This is a genomic window from Wenzhouxiangella sp. XN24 (assembly GCF_011064545.1).
Classification (GTDB): Bacteria; Pseudomonadota; Gammaproteobacteria; order Steroidobacterales; family XN24; genus XN24.
In genome coordinates this window covers 145,364-161,559 of the sequence record NZ_JAAMFG010000021.1, presented here as the reverse complement: position 1 = coordinate 161,559, position 16,196 = coordinate 145,364, and the positions used below count along the sequence as shown (strand labels likewise).

The window sequence follows — 16,196 nt, the reverse complement described above, 5'->3', positions numbered from 1 at the left end:
CCCGCGCCGCCATGGGTCGAAACGCCGCCTTGAGCACCGAAAAAACGCCGCTGTACCGTTTCCTGGCACCGAGATACTGGCCGGTCTGGCTCGCCCTGGGCACGGTGCGGCTGCTCGTCGCGCTGCCCTTTTCCGCCCAGCTTCTCGCCGGACGCCTGATCGGTGCGCTCGGCTATCTCGTCGCGCCGAAACGCCGGCGGATCGCCCAGCGAAATCTCGAGCTGGCTTTCCCCGAGCTCGAGCCCCCGGCCCGGCGCCGGCTGCTGCGGCGCCATTTTCATTCGCTGGGCATGTCGGTCATCGAGACGGGCATGTGCTGGTGGGCCGATGATCGCCGCCTCGAAGGACTCCCCGAAGTGCACGGCCTGGAGCACATCGAGGCGGCGCGCGTCGCGGGCCGGGGGGCGATCATGCTGACCGGGCACTTCACCACGCTGGATCTCGGCGGCCGCTTCCTGGCGAGCCGGGCCCCGGTGAGCGCCATGTACCGGCCGCATCGCAACCCGCTGTTCGAGGAGATCATGCGCCGTGGCCGCGAACGCTCGGCCAAGACCGCCTTCGCCAAGCAGGACGTCAGGGCGATGATCCGCGGGCTGCGCACCAACCACCTCATCTGGTATGCGCCCGACCAGGCGCACCGGCGCGGCAAGTACAGCGCAGTCGTGCCGTTTTTCGGCGTGCCGGCGCCCACCAATACCGCAACCGCCGTGTTCGCCCGGCTCGGCGACGCCCCGGTCATCCCGTTCTTTCCGGTGCGCCTGCCCGGCACGGCCGGCTATCGTCTCGATATCCTGCCGCCACTCGAGAATTTTCCCACCGACGACCCGGTGGCGGATGCCGCGCGCATCAACGAATTACTCGAGGAGCGCATCCGGCTGTGTCCCGACCAGTATCTCTGGGTCCACCGCCGCTTCAAGCCCGCGGGTCCGGACGGGATCGACCACTACGGCCGCCTGGCGCGCAAGCGCAAGTCGCGCCGCGCATCATAAGAAGCCAACAGTTCGGCCCAGGCCGACGCACTGAAGGGCGGCGCAGACGGTTCGCGCGCGATCTTCTCCAGCGAGCGCCGCAGCCGCTCGAGGTTGCGCGCCTGCCAGGCGCCCGGCGGACGCAGGTGGCCGCGATCGAAATCCAGCAGCCAGGGTTCGCCCCCGGCGTCGAGCAGGATGTTGTGCGCGTTGAGATCGGCGTGGCACGCCCCGGCCGCATGAAAGTCCTGTAACACCTGCCCGATCCGGCGCCAGTCGATGGCGGCCCCCGCCGCGATCCGCGCGGACAGCGGCACCGCGCCCGGAATCAGCACGGTCGCCAGGTCGGCGCTGTAGAAGGCCCCGTGGCGGGTCCAGCCGGCGGCCACCGGCCGCGGCACGGGCAACCCTGCGGCATGCAGGTGCGCGAGCAGGCGCCATTCGCGGAACGCGCGGCTTCGTTCGGCGCCGAGCCAGGCGTAGCGATCGCTCACGAGGCGGCCGACCACCCCGCCCCGGCAGTAATGGCGCAGCGCCCACTGCCCATCGCCCGCCGCCACGAAGCGGACGCGGCCACGTCCGCGGCCGGCGTGGCCGGTCACGCGCTTTTGCCACGCCTCCGCGGCAAACCAGTCGGGACGCGGATCGGTCACCAGCGCAGGATCGTGCAGCAGGCCCCAGCCAGGCCCGCCCGCGATGACACCGCTCACCGGCGACGCCGCGTCAGGACGCGTCGCCGCCGGCATCCACCAGCGTGTAGACGGCGCCGCAGTAAGGGCACTGCGCGCGCCCGGTCTTCTCGATGGGCAGGTAGACGCGGGGATGCGAATTCCACAACTTCATCGCCGGCGTCGGGCAGGACAGCGGCAGGTCCGCGCGGGTCACCTCGTAGTGGCGTTGCGCGTTTGCCTCGATGCTCTTGGGGTCGGCCATGTTTGTTCACCTCCGCGATGGCCCCCATTATACGGCGGCTCAGTCTTCGATGACGCGTTGCCACAGCGCGCGGACCCGGTCCCGCAGCGCAGCGACCTCCTCGACCGGAGCCAGGCCGGGCGCATTCGCCAGCGCCCGGCGATGCACCCGCTGGCGGAATTCGACATAGGCGTCGTGCAGCAGCGCACCGTCTTCGTCCGAAAGCAGGCCGGCGGCGCGAAGGTCTTCGATCTGGCGGATGTTGTCCGGCCAGCGCAACAGGCCGGGCATGTCTGCGGCGTTCTGCAGCACGAGGTATTGCACGAGAAACTCGATGTCCGCGATCCCTCCCGCATCCTGCTTCAGGTCGAACGACTCAGCCGTGCCGGCCGACAAGCTGTCACGCATCCGTTCGCGCATCCGGGCCACTTCGCTGCGCAGGCCGTCGCGGCGTACCGCATCCACCAGCACCCGCGCCCGCAGTTGCTCGAAGGCGTCGCGCACGCCCGGCTCCCCGGCCACCGCCCGCGTGCGCAACAGGGCCTGGTGCTCCCAGGTCCAGGCATGCTCGCGCTGGTACGCCTCGAAAGCGTTGAGGCTCGTCACGAGGAGCCCCCCCTTGCCGCTGGGCCGCAGGCGGGTATCGACCTCGTACAGGACCCCTGCACCCGTGGGCGTCGCCAGCAGATGGACGATCCGTCGCGTCATGCGCGCGAAGAACATGCCCGCATCGACGACGTCCGGACCCGTGGTGCGCTGGACCTCGCCTTCGGCGTCATGGACGAACACGAGGTCCAGGTCGGAACCGTAACCCAGTTCGAGCCCGCCGAGCTTGCCGTAGCCGATCACGGCCAGGTTGCAGGGTCGCAGGGCCTCCTCGCGCGCGCCGCACACGGCCCTGCCGTGGCGCTGCTCCACGTCGTCCCGCGCGATGCGGACGCAGGCTTCGAGAAGCACTTCGGCGATCCAGGTCAACTGGTCGCTGACGCGCATCAGCGGCAGGCGGTTGGTCAGGTCCGCGACGGCGACCCGGAACACCGCCGCCCGCTGGAAATTCCGCAGCGCATCCATCATCGCTTCCAGGTCGCCCGCCTCGACGCCGGCCAGTCGCTCTTCGAGTTCGGCCGCCAGTTCGGCGCGGCCCGGCGGCGTCTCCATGACGCGTGGATCGATCAGGTCGTCGAGCAGAAGGGGATGCACGGCCACCTGGCTGGCGAGGAACTCGCTGCCTCCGCACAACGCAATGAAGCGCTCCAGCGCAGCCGGATTCTCGTTCAGCAGCGCGTAATAGGCGCTACGCCCGCCGATCGCCGCGACGACGCGCAACAGGCGCTCGAATGCTTCCTCCGGCGCAGCGAGTTCGCCCGCGCCCCGCGCCAGGGCAGGGACCAGCATGCCGAGGCGCTGGCGTGCCGTCTCGTCGAGACGGCGAAACCACCCCGCCTCGGCAAGGGCCCGCATGGCGGCGAGCGCCCGATCGGGGGCGTCGAAACCCGCAGCGGCGAGTCCGGCCCGCGCCGATGCATCGCCATCCTCGTTGCGCCAGGCCGCCGCCACCCCGTCCTCCGCCTCGGCGACGCGATCCTCGGCGGTCTGGCGCCGGAACCACCTGTCGACGTCGTCCTGGCGGGCCGCCAGCGCAGCGGCGAATGACGTCCAGTCCTCGAAGCCCATGGCGAATGCGAGGCGGGCCCGGCTCACGGCATCGTCGGGCAATTCGTGCGTCTGGCGATCCTGCCACTGCTGGAGGCGGTTCTCCGTGCGGCGCAGGAAGCGCCAGGCATCGCGCAGTTGGGTGATGGCCTCGTCGGGCAACTGGCCCGTCTCCGCGAGGCGCGCCAGGGCGGTCGGCAGTCCCGGCTCGCGCAGGCGCGGATCCGCGCCGCCGCGCAGCAACTGGAAGCACTGCACGATGAACTCGATTTCGCGGATGCCCCCTCGTCCCAGCTTGATGTTGTCGCGCAGTTCCCGCCGCCGGACCTCGGCCGAAATGCGGCTTTTCATGTCCCGCAGGGATTCGAACAGGCCGAAGTCCAGGTAGCGCCGGAACACGAAAGGCCGCAGCACCTCGGAATAGAGTCCCATGCCGAGGCGATGGCCGGTGACGGCACGCGCCTTCACGTAGGCATAGCGCTCCCATGCCCGCCCGTGGCGCTGCAGGTAGTTGGCGAATGCGGGGAGGCTCATCGCCAGCGGGCCGCTTTCGCCGAACGGTCGCAGGCGCATGTCGACGCGAAAGACGAAACCGTCCGGCGTTATTTCATCCAGAAGGCGGATCAGCTGCCGGCCGGAGCGGATGAAAAACTCCTCGTTGCTCAGGGTCCGCGGCCCGCTGCTTTCCCCGGCCTCCGGGTAAAGAAACACGAGATCGATATCCGAGGAGAAATTCAGTTCGCCGCCTCCCAGCTTGCCCATGGCGACGACGATCAGCCGCTGGGGCACGCCGTCGACGGAGCGCGGCTCGCCATGTTTCGCGGCCATCCGGGCGTAGACCCAGTCGTCGGCAGCCCGGATGCAGGCTTCCGCCAGTTCGCTGAGATGGCCCAGCGTCTCCTCGAGGGCGGCCCAGCCCGCCACGTCGCGCCACGTGATCCGCAGCATTTCACGCCGCCGGAAAAGGCGCAGACGGCGCATCGCCTCGGCCTCCTCCGCGGCCCCTTCGAGCAGCGCCGGAACACCGGCCAGCAGCTCCCCGGGCGTCCAGCCCCGGTGCACGGTTTCGGCCAGGCCCGCGAATTCGTCGGCATCCCGCAGGCAATGCCCCGCCACGAACTCGCTTGCCGCCCAGACCGCCGGGGCACTCTGGAGCAGGCGGGGATCGCCCGAGACGGCGGCGGCCGTCCGTCCAGCCGTTGCGGCGAAATGCCGCCACCGCTCCGGCAGGTCGCGGCGCAGGGCTTCCGGCAGGACTTCGAGGGCAGCTCCCAGCGGGTCTTGGGTACGCGCGGCGGTCATGACCGATAAAGCATATCAGGGCCGCGCGGAACAAAGACCCGGCAACGCATGCTCGACCCCCAGGCACCGCCTGCCGCCCAAAAAAACGAAGCCCCGCACGGGGCGGGGCTTCGCAGGCTCGATCGATGCAATCGCGACAGCGATTACATCATGTCGCCCATGTCGGGCATCGCCGGGGCCTTCTCTTCCTTGCGCGGCAGCTCGGCGATCATCACCTCGGTCGTCAGCAGCAGGCCGGCGACGGAGGAGGCATTCTGCAACGCCAGGCGGGTCACCTTGGTCGGGTCGAGAATACCCATCTCGATCAGGTCACCGTACTCGCCGGTCGCGGCGTTGTAGCCGTAGTTGCCCTTGCCCTCGCGGACCTTGTTGAGCACCACGGAACCGTCTTCGCCGGCATTGGCGACGATCTGGCGCAGCGGCTCTTCGACGGACCGCAGCAGGATCTGGATACCCATGTCCTGGTCGTGGTTGTCGCCCTTGAGCTTGCTGATGGCACTCACCGCGCGCACCAGTGCAACGCCGCCGCCGGGCACGACGCCCTCTTCGACAGCCGCCCGGGTGGCGTGCAGCGCATCCTCGACGCGCGCCTTCTTTTCCTTCATCTCGATCTCGGTGGCCGCGCCGACCTTGATCACGGCGACGCCGCCGGCGAGCTTGGCGACCCGCTCCTGCAGCTTCTCCTTGTCATAGTCGGAAGTGGCGTCCTCGATCTGGGCGCGAATCTGCTCGATGCGGCCCTTGATCTCCTCGACCTTGCCGTGACCGTCGATGATGGTGGTGTTTTCCTTCGTCACCTGCACCTTCTTGGCTTCGCCGAGATCGGCCAGGGTGGCCTTCTCGAGCTGCAGGCCGACTTCCTCGGAGATCACGGTGCCGCCGGTCAGGATGGCGATGTCCTGCAGCATGGCCTTGCGACGGTCGCCGAAGCCGGGCGCCTTGACGGCCGCGACCTTGACGATCCCGCGAATGGTGTTCACCACCAGGGTGGCCAGCGCCTCGCCCTCGACGTCCTCGGCCACGATCAGCAGCGGACGCCCGGCCTTGGCCACGGCTTCCAGCAGCGGCAGCATCTCGCGGATGTTCGAGACCTTCTTGTCGTGCAGCAGGATGTAGGGGTTGTCGAGCACGGCGGACTGGGTCTGCTGCTCGTTGATGAAATACGGCGAAAGGTAGCCGCGGTCGAACTGCATGCCCTCGACGACGTCCAGCTCGCTCTCGAGGCCGGAACCGTCCTCGACGGTGATCACGCCTTCCTTGCCCACCTTGTCCATCGCCTCGGCGATGCGGTCACCGATGTCGTTGTCGCCGTTCGCGGAGATCGTGCCGACCTGGGCGATGGCCTTGCGGTCCTCGCAGGGCTTCGACAGCTTCTTCAGCTCGGCGGTGATGGCCGCGGAACCCTTGTCGATGCCGCGCTTCAGGTCCATCGGGTTCATGCCGGCCGCGACGGACTTCAGCCCCTCGCGCAGGATGGCCTGGGCCAGCACGGTGGCGGTGGTGGTGCCGTCGCCGGCCTCGTCGGAGGTCTGCGAAGCGACTTCCTTCACCATCTGCGCGCCCATGTTCTCGAACTTGTCCTGCAGCTCGATTTCCTTGGCGACGGACACGCCGTCCTTGGTGACGGTCGGCGAACCGAAGCTCTTTTCGAGCACCGCGTTGCGGCCCTTGGGGCCGAGGGTGACCTTGACGGCGTTGGCGAGGACGTTCACGCCGCGCATCATGCGCGAGCGGGCCTCATCACTGAACTTGACTTCTTTTGCAGCCATGGATGGTTGCTCCTGGTAACTGTGTTTGCGTGTTCTGTGGGGACGGGGAGGGATCAGCCCTCGAGAACCGCCATGACGTCGTCTTCGCGCATCACGAGGACGTCCTGGTTATCTACCTTCACCTCGGTCCCGCTGTACTTGCCGAAGAGAACGCGGTCGCCGACCTTCAGGTCGAGGGGGCGCACTTCGCCGCTCTCGAGGATCTTGCCGTTGCCGACGGCGAGCACCTCGCCCTTGATCGGCTTCTCGGTGGCGGTGTCCGGAATGACGATGCCGCCGGGTGACGTGCGCTCTTCCTCCAGACGCTTGATGACGACGCGGTCATGAAGCGGACGAATTTTCATTTTCGCTTTCTCCTTGAAAGTGAACGGGTTGAAGCATTCAACCCGGAGTCGAAACGGTGGGCGAAGCTGTTAGCACTCGCCCCGAGTGAGTGCTAATGATAGGAGCAGATTTTGCGGAGTCAATAGCCGGGGCACCGCGTGGCGTGGAAACGCCGGGGCCGCTATCCTTGTCGCCCCGCGATCGCGCCGCCAGGACTGCCCGTGCCCGAAAACGACTGCCTGCTCGTGCTGTGCACCTGCCCGCCGGGCGCCGCGGCTGCGGACCTTGCCGAGACACTGGTGGGCGAAAGCCTCGCGGCCTGCGTCAACCAGCTGCCGGGCGTGCTCTCGAGTTTTCGCTGGGAGGGCCGGGTGCAGCAGGAAACGGAGACCTTGCTGCTCATCAAGTCCACGCGCGACCGCCTGGAGGCATTGACGGCAAGGATCCGGGAACTGCATCCCTACGAACTTCCGGAAGTCGTTGCTGTCCCTGTCATGGGCGGCCTGGAATCGTACCTCGACTGGGTACGCGCCAGCGTGGCCGGTCCCTCCGAACAATGAACAGAAGAACATGATGATTCGAATCCTCCTGTTGATGGCCGCCCTCCTGGCCGCGCCGGCCGCGATCGCCGAACCGCAACTGCTGCGGGCCGAGGCGGCATTCCGCTACAGCACCGAGTTGACCGACGACACCCTGTTCGTGCGCTGGCAGGTGGCCGACGGCTACTACCTGTACGAGGACCGCTTCGCCTTCCGCAGCCTCGACGATGATGTCGAGCTCGGGATGCCGCAGATCCCTCCCGGCACGCCCTATTCCGACGAGTTCTTCGGCGAAACCGTCATCCACCGGGACAATTTCGAGATCCGGATCCCCGTCAGCGGCCGGCCCGCCGGGGATTCCCTGCCGGTGGAGATCAAGTCGCAGGGTTGCGCCGACATCGGCATCTGTCTGCCCCCCCAGACATGGCGGGCCGAGGTCCAGCTGGCGGCCGCCACGCTCCCGATGGCCGCGAGCCCCCCGATGGCTGCAAGTGGAGCCGCGGACACCGCAGCAGAAAGCAATCCGGTGCGCTCCTTCCTGTCGTTCCTGTCCGGTGACCGCGACACCGGGACGCAGGCCTTCCTGCCGCCGGAGGAAGCCTTCCGCACCCGCGCGAGCCAGCGCGACGGGGAAGTCCTGCTCGAATGGGAGATCGCGCCCGGCTACTACCTTTATCGCGACAAGTTCTCCGTAGCCGCCGGCGGGGCCCCGCTCGCGGCCGAATTCCCGCCCGGCACGATGATCCGCGACGAGACCTTCGGCGACGTAGAAGTCGTCTATCACAGCGCCGGCACCCGGGTGCAGCCGCCGCCCGGCGCCGAGACCCTGCAAGTGCGTTACCAGGGCTGCGCGGAAGACGGCATCTGTTATCCGCCGGCGACCTGGACCGTGGAGCTTGCCTCCTTGCCGCCAGCCGCGACCGGATCCGCGGCGACGACGGCCGGCGGCGGCGGGATGGCGGCGGGGACGGCTTCGGAGTCGGACCGTCTCGCCACGCTGATCAGCGAGGGCGCGCTGCCGATGGTGCTGGCCGTGTTCTTCGGCTTCGGCCTCCTGCTCGCTTTCACGCCCTGCGTGCTGCCGATGGTGCCGATCCTCTCCGGCCTGATCGTCGGCCAGGGGCCGGACGTGACGACTCGCCGCGCCTTTACGCTTTCCGCGATTTTCGTCCTGGCGATGGCGCTGACCTACACCATCGCCGGAGTGGTGGTGGCGCTGCTGGGACACAACCTGCAGGCGACGTTCCAGCATCCCGCCGTGCTGATCGGCTTCAGTGCCGTGTTCGTCGCGCTCGCCTTGTCGATGTTCGGCTTCTATGAACTCCAGGTGCCGGCCGGACTGCAGGCGAAGATGGCCTCCCTGTCGAATCGCCAGCAGTCGGGAACCTGGATCGGCGCCGGCGCCATGGGCGTGTTCTCGGCGCTGATCGTCGGCCCCTGCGTCGCGGCACCGCTGGCGGCCGCCCTCATCGTCATCGGCGCGACGGGAGATCCCCTCCGCGGCGGCGCCGCGCTCTTCGCCATGTCGCTCGGCATGGGCGTACCCCTGCTGGCGTTCGGCGCCTCGGCCGGCAAGCTGTTGCCGAAGGCGGGACCCTGGATGGAGGCGATCAAGAACGTTTTCGGCCTCCTTCTGCTCGGTGTCGCCGTCTGGATGCTGGAGCGCATCGTGCCGCCGGCAGCCGCGCTCGCACTCTGGGCGGGACTGCTGTTCCTGGCCGCGGTGTTCCTGGGCGGGCTGGACCCGCTGACGGCCACGGCCGGGCCCGGACGGCGCATCGCCAAGGGCCTCGGGCTGATGAGCCTGCTGTACGGCGCCGTGCTGCTGGTCGGCGCGGCGGCCGGCGGCGACAGCCTCTGGCAACCCCTGTCAGGGCTCCGCGCCCCCGCGGACGCCGGCCCTGCCGCCGCGACGACCGAGTTCCGTCCGGTCAAGACCGTGGCGGACGTCGAGCGCGAATTGCGCCTGGCCGATGCGGCCGGACGCAGCGTGCTGCTGGATTTCTATGCCGACTGGTGCGTGGACTGCAAGCGGATGGAACGCTACACCTTCCCGGAGCCGGTGGTGCAGTCGGCGCTGGGCGACACGGTGTTGCTGAAAGCCGACGTCACGGCCAACGACGCGGCGGATCGCGAACTGATGAACCACTTCGGCATCTTCGGCCCCCCGGCCACGCTGTTTTTCGGTCCCGGCGGCGGCGAGCTGCGCGGTTACCGGCTGCTCGGCTTCGTGCCCGCGGAACGCTTCGCCGCGCACGTGCGCGAAGCCCGCGGCCTGGCGGGAGACGTCTTGTGACGCGGGCGCTGCCGCTGGTCGTGCTGGCGCTGGTCGCGGGCGCGGCCGGGTTCTTCATCTACCTGAAGCTGTTCACGCATGCGCCGCCCGAGACGCCACCCGCGACGGCCGCGCGCCAGTCAGCGGAATTCGCTCCGTCCTTCACCCTGCCGGACCTCGAGGGCACGCCCCGCTCGAGCAGCGAGTGGGACGGAGCCGTGCGCGTGGTGAACTTCTGGGCCACCTGGTGCCCGCCCTGCATCCGCGAGATCCCCCTCCTCGTCGAGGTCCAGGACCGCTTCGCCGACCGCGGCGTCCAGGTCATCGGCATCGCGATCGACGAGACCGAAGCGGTGGCCGAGTTTGCGGCCGACTTCGACTTCAATTACCCGGTCCTGGTCGGCCAGCAGGACGCCATGGATCTCGCGAACGTCTTCGTGAACAACTTCATCGGCCTGCCGTTCACGGCATTCACCGACCGCGAGGGCCGGATCCTGCGGGTCCACACCGGCGAGATTCATCGCGAACAGATCGAGGCCATTCTCGCGGAGCTGCTCTGAGCGGCGCAGATGCGCCTGGCCGCCGGCGCATATTTGTAGCGAAAAGCTATAGACTTTCTCCGATCTAGCGTGCATCTTCGGGTTTCCTATGAAAACTCGCCTGCCATGAGCCGCCTCCTGCTGTTGAACGGCCCGAACATGAACCTGCTCGGGGAGCGGGAGCCCGACCTGTACGGGGTCGTCACGCTCGCGTCCATCGAGGAACGCTGCGCGCGGCTGGCCGGGGAACTCGGGCACACCCTCGAATGCTTCCAGTCGAACGCGGAGCACGAACTCATCCAGCGGGTGCAGGCCGCTCCCGGGGGCGGCATCGGCGCCATCGTCGTCAACCCGGCCGCTTTCACGCACAGCAGCATCGCGCTGCGCGATGCGCTCACCGCCGTCGGCATTCCGTTCATCGAGGTCCACCTTTCCAACGTGCACGGCCGGGAGGGCTTCCGCCGTCGCTCCTACTTCTCGGCCGTCGCCGCGGGCGTGATCTCGGGACTGGGCCCGATCGGCTACGAACTCGCCATTCGTGCGGCAGACGCCCTGTTGCGCGGACCCGAAAGGAACTGAACATGGATATTCGCAAGGTCAAGAAACTGATCGAATTGCTGGAGGAATCCGGCATCGCAGAGATCGAGATCCACGAGGGCGAGGAGTCCGTGCGCATCAGCCGGCACCCCACGGGCAGGGCCTGGGTCGGCCCGCCGCCGACGGCCCACTTCGCCCAGGACCCGGCGCCGCCGGCCGGCCCTGCGGCCGAGGCGCCCGCCGTGCCGGCTCCGCAGTCGGGCCATACGGTCAAGGCGCCGATGGTCGGCACGTTCTATGGCTCGCCGGCGCCCGGTGCAAAGCCATTCGTGCAGATCGGCAGCAAGGTCGAGATCGGCGACACGCTCTGCATCATCGAGGCCATGAAGATGATGAACCAGATCGAGAGCGAAGTTGCAGGGACGATCGTCGGGATCCTCGCGGAGAACGGCGAGCCGGTCGAGTTCGACCAGCCGCTGTTCATCGTCGAGTAAGCCATCGTGCTCGAGAAGGTCGTCATCGCAAACCGCGGCGAAATCGCGCTGCGCATCCTCCGGGCGTGTCGCGAGCTGGGCATCAAGACCGTCGCGGTGCACTCGACCGCGGACAGCAACCAGAAACACGTCCTGCTGGCCGACGAGTCGGTGTGCATCGGCCCGCCGCCCTCGGCGCAGAGTTACCTGAACATGCCGGCCATCATCAGCGCCGCGGAAGTCACGGACGCCATCGCGATCCACCCGGGATACGGCTTCCTTTCGGAGAACGCGGACTTCGCCGAGCGCGTCGAGAAAAGCGGCTTCGTGTTCATCGGTCCCCGACCGGAAACGATCCGGCTCATGGGCGACAAGGTCTCCGCGATCCGCGCCATGAAAGCGGCGGGCATTCCCTGCGTGCCTGGTTCCGACGGCCCGCTCGGGGAAGACGGCGAGGCGAGCCTGAAGATGGCGCGCAGCATCGGCTACCCGGTGCTGATCAAGGCCGCCGGCGGCGGCGGTGGACGCGGCATGCGGGTCGTGCACTCGGACGCCACGCTGCTGAACGCCATCACGGTCACCCGCGGCGAGGCGCTTTCCGCTTTCGGCAACGAAATGGTCTACCTGGAAAAATATCTCGAGCGGCCGCGCCACATCGAGTTCCAGGTGCTTGCCGACGGCCAGGGCCACGCGGTCCATCTCGGCGAGCGGGACTGCTCCATGCAGCGGCGTCACCAGAAAGTCGTCGAGGAAGCGCCGGCCCCAGGGATCACGCCCGCACAGCGCGACGCGATCGGACGGCGCTGTGTCGAGGCGTGCCTCGAAATCGGCTACCGCGGTGCCGGCACTTTCGAATTCCTTTACCAGGACGAAGAATTCTTCTTCATCGAGATGAACACCCGCGTCCAGGTGGAGCACCCGGTGACGGAGATGATCACCGGCATCGACATCGTGCAGGAGCAGCTGCGGATCGCGGCGGGGCAGCCGCTGCGCATCCGCCAGGAGGACATCGTCATCCGCGGCCACGCCATGGAATGCCGCATCAATGCGGAGGATGCCAAGACCTTCATGCCGAGCCCGGGCCCGATACGCCAGTGGCATGCACCGGGCGGACCGGGCATCCGCGTCGACAGCCATATCTACTCCGGCTACAACGTGCCGCCCTATTACGACAGCATGATCGGCAAGCTGATCGCGCATGGCCCGAACCGAGAATCGGCGATCGCGCGCATGCAGACGGCGCTGACGGAAATCGTCGTCGAAGGGATTCGCACGAACATCCCCCTGCACCAGGAGATCTTCAGTCACAGCGCCTTCAAGGCGGGCGGCACCGATATCCACTACCTCGAGAAGAGGCTGGGCCTCTGAGCCCTGCCGACTGGCTCGAAGCCTCGACCACGGTCGCCAGCAGCGAGGCCGACCTCGCCGAGGCGCTGCTGCTCGAAGCCGGCGCATTGTCAGTGACGCTGCAGGACGCTGCGGATGCGCCCGTGCTCGAGCCTGCACCCGGAGAGATGCCCTTGTGGCCGCGACTGCAGATCACCGGCCTGTTCGAGGGCGGCCGTGATCCGCTGAGGCTGCTCGCCACGCTGCATGGCCGGCCGCCCGTTGCCCAGTGGCGCATCGCGCGACTCGAGGATCGGGCCTGGGAACGCGAGTGGCTGCGGGATTTCCGCCCGCTGTGTTTCGGCACGCGACTGGCGGTCGTCCCGACCGGCATGACGGCGCCCGCGGGACGTACCGTGGTGCGCCTCGACCCGGGCCTCGCATTCGGTACGGGCACGCATCCCACCACGGGACTGTGCCTGGAGTGGCTGGACGGCCTGGCCGCGCCGCAGCGCGAGGGCCCGAGCGAGCCACGCGACCAGGCGACGCCGCTCGAGGGAGCGCTGGTCATCGACTACGGCTGCGGTTCCGGCATCCTTGCAATCGCGGCGCTGCAGCTCGGGGCGGCAGAGGCCATCGCCGTGGATCTCGATCCGCAGGCCCTGCTCGCAACCCGCGCCAATGCGACGCTCAACGGCGTGGCGGACAAGCTGCACGCATGCGCGCCGCAGGACCTCGCGGAGCTCTTGGCCGGCCGCCGCGCCCGGGTGCTGGTCGCGAACATTCTCGCGGGACCGCTGCAGCAGCTCCTGCCGTGCTTCGCGGACCTGCTCGCAGATCACGGCCGGATCGCGCTTTCGGGTATTCTTGTCGGCCAGGAAAGCGTGCTCGAGGCGGCGGCCCAGGAGGCCTTTCAGCTCGAGCCAGCCGCAGTCCGCGAGGACTGGGTGAGACTCTCGGGCCGGAGGAAAACCTCGAGCTGATGTTTACTCGTTGTCCAGACTGCAGAACCGTGTTCCACATCACCGCGGCCGAACTGCGCGCTGCGGACGGCACCGTCATCTGCGGCGCCTGCGGCGCCACGTTCGACGCACTCGAATCGCTCAGCGAAACGCGGCCGAGCGATCCGGCCGAAGTCGCGGTCCCCGTACCGGCCCCAGCGCCTGACCCGGTCCCTGACCCGGTCCCTGACCCGGTCCCTGACCCCGTCTCCGACCCGGAAGCGGCCGACGACCTGCCCGGCGATGAAATCGAGTCGGCGGCGCGCGACGAGGACGAATTTCTCGAGGAACTGGAGTCACTGATCGGCGGCGGCGAACCGCTCGAGGTGGAAAGTTTCGGCCGGGAACTGTTCGAGCTCGAACCGGAGATGCCGGCGCGCGAAACGGACGACCACGTGCATGGCGATGAGCCGGCTGCGGACCTCCTGCCCGAGGATCTGCCCCAGGGCGCAGCAGACGAATTCGCGGACGAGTTCGCGCCTGAAGATCTTCCCGAGGCGCTGCCGGAGGAACTGCCGGAGGCCGCGGCAGCCGACCTGGTGCCCGAGGAATTCTTCGCGACGCCACCGGACGATGACGACCTGCCGCGCCCTTCTCCAGAGAACGAAGCTCCGATGTCTGCGCTGGACGAAGGCGCCGACGAACTCGACGATTTTCCCGATCCGGACTCTGTGTTTCGTGTCGACGAACTCGACGAGACGTTCGAGGACGATGCCTCGAGTCCCTTCGTCGGCGACGACGATGCACCGGCCTTGCCGACGGAGGACGCCGAAGCGGACCAGGCGAAAGAAAGAGCCCGCGAAGCCGGGACGGCACCAGAGACCGACGGAATCTTCGAGAGCCGCGAGATCGACGAGAGCCGCGACATCGACGAGAGCCGCGAGATCGACGCGGCGGACGAGATCGATGCGGCCGGCAAGATCGCGGCTTCGACCGAATCGGACGAGCGCCCCGAACCCGCCTCCACCGCGGTACTCGCCGATCCCGACGTCCCGGAAGAATTCGCCCCGGCCCCGCCGCCGCGTGGACGCTGGGCCAGGATAACCCTCGCCCTGCTGGGGATCCTCTTGCTCACCGGCGCCTGGGCGCATATGCAGCACGGCAAGTTGCTGCGCCATCCCGCGGGACAGGCCGTCCTCGCGCCCATCTACGCGACGCTCGGCATCGCCGCCACGCCGGACTGGAATCCCGCCGAATTTCGCGCGCTGCGGTGGGAGGCGATCGCGGCCGCCGACCAGCCCGACGTGCTCATCGTCGCCGTCGATTTCATGAATGCCGCAACCTATCCGCAGCCCTACCCCGTGATCCGGGTCATCCTGGAGGGCCGTGACGGGCGCCGGGTCGGCATGCATGACGTGCTGCCTGCGCAATACCTGGAAGACCATGCCAATGGTCGTCGCCTCGCCGCGAACGGCCGTGTCCAGGCCACCGTGACCGTACCGGACCCGGGCGGCAGGGCCGACGGCTTCCGGCTCGATTTCTGCCTGGAAATGCCGGATCGCGGGCTCGTCTGCGGACCGGCGCCATTCCGCTGATGGACCCGCCGGCGACGGCTGCGGCGATGCCCGGTTCGATGCGCATCGGGCCCTACGAGTTCACGGCGCCCGTCGTGGCGCTCGCACCCATGGCCGGCGTCACGGATCGGCCCTTCCGGGCCTTGTGCCGGCGGATGGGCGCCAGTTTCGCGGCCACCGAGATGGTGAGCGCCGACCAGCGTCTCTGGACGACGCCCAAGAGCCGTCATCGCATGGATCATGCCGGCGAAGGCGATCCGGTCATCGTGCAGATCGCCGGGGCGGACGAGGACATGCTGGTGGCTGCCGCCCGTGCAAACGTCGCGCTCGGCGCACAGGTCATCGACATCAACATGGGCTGCCCGGCGAAGAAAGTGTGCAACCGCGCCGCGGGTTCCGCGCTGTTGCAGGACGAAGCGCTGGTGGCACGGATTCTCGAGGCCGTGGTCGCGGCCATGACGCCGCTCGGCGTACCCGTCACGTTAAAGACGCGCACGGGCTGGGATCCGGACCATCGCAATGCGATGCGCATCGCCAGGATCGCAGAAAACGCAGGCGTAGCCGCCATCGCGATCCATGGCCGGACTCGCGCCTGTGGCTACACCGGGCATGCCGAGTATGAAACGGTGCGCGCCGTGAAGGCGGCCGTCGCCATTCCGGTGATCGCCAACGGTGACATCCGCACACCCGAGGATGCGCGGGCCGTGCTGGAGTTCACCGGCGCAGACGGCCTGATGATCGGCCGCGCGGCCCAGGGACGGCCCTGGATCTTCCGCCAGGTCCGTCATTTCGTAGCCAAATCTGCGGTACTTACGGAGCCCGGTGTGGCCGAGGTCCGTGATATGATTCTCGCCCATCTCGACGCCCTGCATCGCTTCTATGGAGAGGCGCGCGGCGTGCGGACGGCGCGCAAGCACCTGGGATGGTATCTCGCGGGCCGACCGGACGGGGAGGAGTTCCGCCGCATGATCGTCCGCCTGGAGACGGCGGCGGAACAACGGCTGGCAGTCAACGAATTTTTCGAAGAGGCTCTGGAAAAAGAGCTCGCAGCGTGACGGGGAAAC

At 68.3% G+C, this 16,196-nt stretch carries 15 protein-coding genes; 10 read left to right on the top strand and 5 right to left on the bottom strand.

The window, feature by feature from the left end; genetic code table 11:
• The first annotated feature begins 29 nt into the window (after positions 1–29).
• Entirely contained in the window at positions 30–989 is a 960-nt protein-coding gene (gene lpxL / locus G6032_RS02120) for an LpxL/LpxP family Kdo(2)-lipid IV(A) lauroyl/palmitoleoyl acyltransferase (protein WP_240901887.1), read from the top strand.
• Here the strand turns inward: lpxL and G6032_RS02115 are convergent.
• The 5 genes from G6032_RS02115 to G6032_RS02095 all read right to left on the bottom strand — a co-directional run bounded on the left by G6032_RS02115 (position 944) and on the right by G6032_RS02095 (position 6,948).
• Entirely contained in the window at positions 944–1,678 is a 735-nt protein-coding gene (locus G6032_RS02115; protein ID WP_165280481.1) for a 3-deoxy-D-manno-octulosonic acid kinase, read from the bottom strand. The genes lpxL and G6032_RS02115 overlap by 46 nt on opposite strands.
• A gap of 13 nt (positions 1,679–1,691) precedes the next feature.
• Positions 1,692–1,901 (bottom strand): zinc-finger domain-containing protein, encoded by a 210-nt coding sequence (locus G6032_RS02110; protein ID WP_165280480.1) that lies wholly within the window; start codon positions 1,899–1,901, stop codon positions 1,692–1,694.
• Between the two features lie 39 nt (positions 1,902–1,940).
• Entirely contained in the window at positions 1,941–4,835 is a 2,895-nt protein-coding gene (glnE, locus tag G6032_RS02105; protein ID WP_165280479.1) for a bifunctional [glutamate--ammonia ligase]-adenylyl-L-tyrosine phosphorylase/[glutamate--ammonia-ligase] adenylyltransferase, read from the bottom strand.
• A gap of 143 nt (positions 4,836–4,978) precedes the next feature.
• Positions 4,979–6,604 carry a chaperonin GroEL gene (gene groL, locus G6032_RS02100; RefSeq protein WP_165280478.1) on the bottom strand — a complete coding sequence of 542 codons (1,626 nt, stop codon included), beginning with the start codon at positions 6,602–6,604 and terminating at the stop codon, positions 4,979–4,981.
• Between the two features lie 53 nt (positions 6,605–6,657).
• A complete protein-coding gene (locus G6032_RS02095) occupies positions 6,658–6,948 on the bottom strand; it encodes a co-chaperone GroES (RefSeq protein ID WP_165280477.1) in 291 nt (96 codons plus the stop codon).
• Between the two features lie 201 nt (positions 6,949–7,149).
• On the opposite strand from G6032_RS02095, the gene cutA reads away from it, so the two are divergent.
• The 9 genes from cutA (at position 7,150) to dusB (ending at position 16,187) form a co-directional block, all read left to right on the top strand.
• Positions 7,150–7,488 (top strand): divalent-cation tolerance protein CutA, encoded by a 339-nt coding sequence (cutA, locus tag G6032_RS02090; RefSeq protein WP_165280476.1) that lies wholly within the window; start codon positions 7,150–7,152, stop codon positions 7,486–7,488.
• Between the two features lie 10 nt (positions 7,489–7,498).
• A complete protein-coding gene (gene dsbD / locus G6032_RS02085; protein WP_240901885.1) occupies positions 7,499–9,763 on the top strand; it encodes a protein-disulfide reductase DsbD in 2,265 nt (754 codons plus the stop codon).
• Positions 9,760–10,302 carry a TlpA disulfide reductase family protein gene (locus G6032_RS02080; RefSeq protein WP_165280475.1) on the top strand — a complete coding sequence of 181 codons (543 nt, stop codon included), beginning with the start codon at positions 9,760–9,762 and terminating at the stop codon, positions 10,300–10,302. Before dsbD ends, G6032_RS02080 begins: the two co-directional genes overlap by 4 nt.
• Before the next feature lie 105 nt (positions 10,303–10,407).
• The gene (aroQ, locus tag G6032_RS02075) at positions 10,408–10,860 is read left to right on the top strand and encodes a type II 3-dehydroquinate dehydratase (protein ID WP_165280474.1); all 453 of its coding nucleotides are present in this window, start codon (positions 10,408–10,410) and stop codon (positions 10,858–10,860) included.
• 2 nt (positions 10,861–10,862) lie between these two features.
• Entirely contained in the window at positions 10,863–11,312 is a 450-nt protein-coding gene (gene accB / locus G6032_RS02070; protein ID WP_165280473.1) for an acetyl-CoA carboxylase biotin carboxyl carrier protein, read from the top strand.
• 6 nt (positions 11,313–11,318) lie between these two features.
• Complete coding sequence (gene accC / locus G6032_RS02065) at positions 11,319–12,659, top strand: acetyl-CoA carboxylase biotin carboxylase subunit (protein ID WP_165280472.1); 1,341 nt, start codon at positions 11,319–11,321, stop codon at positions 12,657–12,659.
• A complete protein-coding gene (gene prmA / locus G6032_RS02060; RefSeq protein WP_165280590.1) occupies positions 12,656–13,600 on the top strand; it encodes a 50S ribosomal protein L11 methyltransferase in 945 nt (314 codons plus the stop codon). Before accC ends, prmA begins: the two co-directional genes overlap by 4 nt.
• Positions 13,600–15,153 carry a DUF3426 domain-containing protein gene (locus tag G6032_RS15775; protein WP_276610791.1) on the top strand — a complete coding sequence of 518 codons (1,554 nt, stop codon included), beginning with the start codon at positions 13,600–13,602 and terminating at the stop codon, positions 15,151–15,153. Before prmA ends, G6032_RS15775 begins: the two co-directional genes overlap by 1 nt.
• A 26-nt stretch (positions 15,154–15,179) precedes the next feature.
• Positions 15,180–16,187, top strand: coding sequence for a tRNA dihydrouridine synthase DusB (dusB, locus tag G6032_RS02050; protein WP_276610805.1), 1,008 nt, complete (start codon positions 15,180–15,182; stop codon positions 16,185–16,187).
• Positions 16,188–16,196 lie beyond the last annotated feature (9 nt).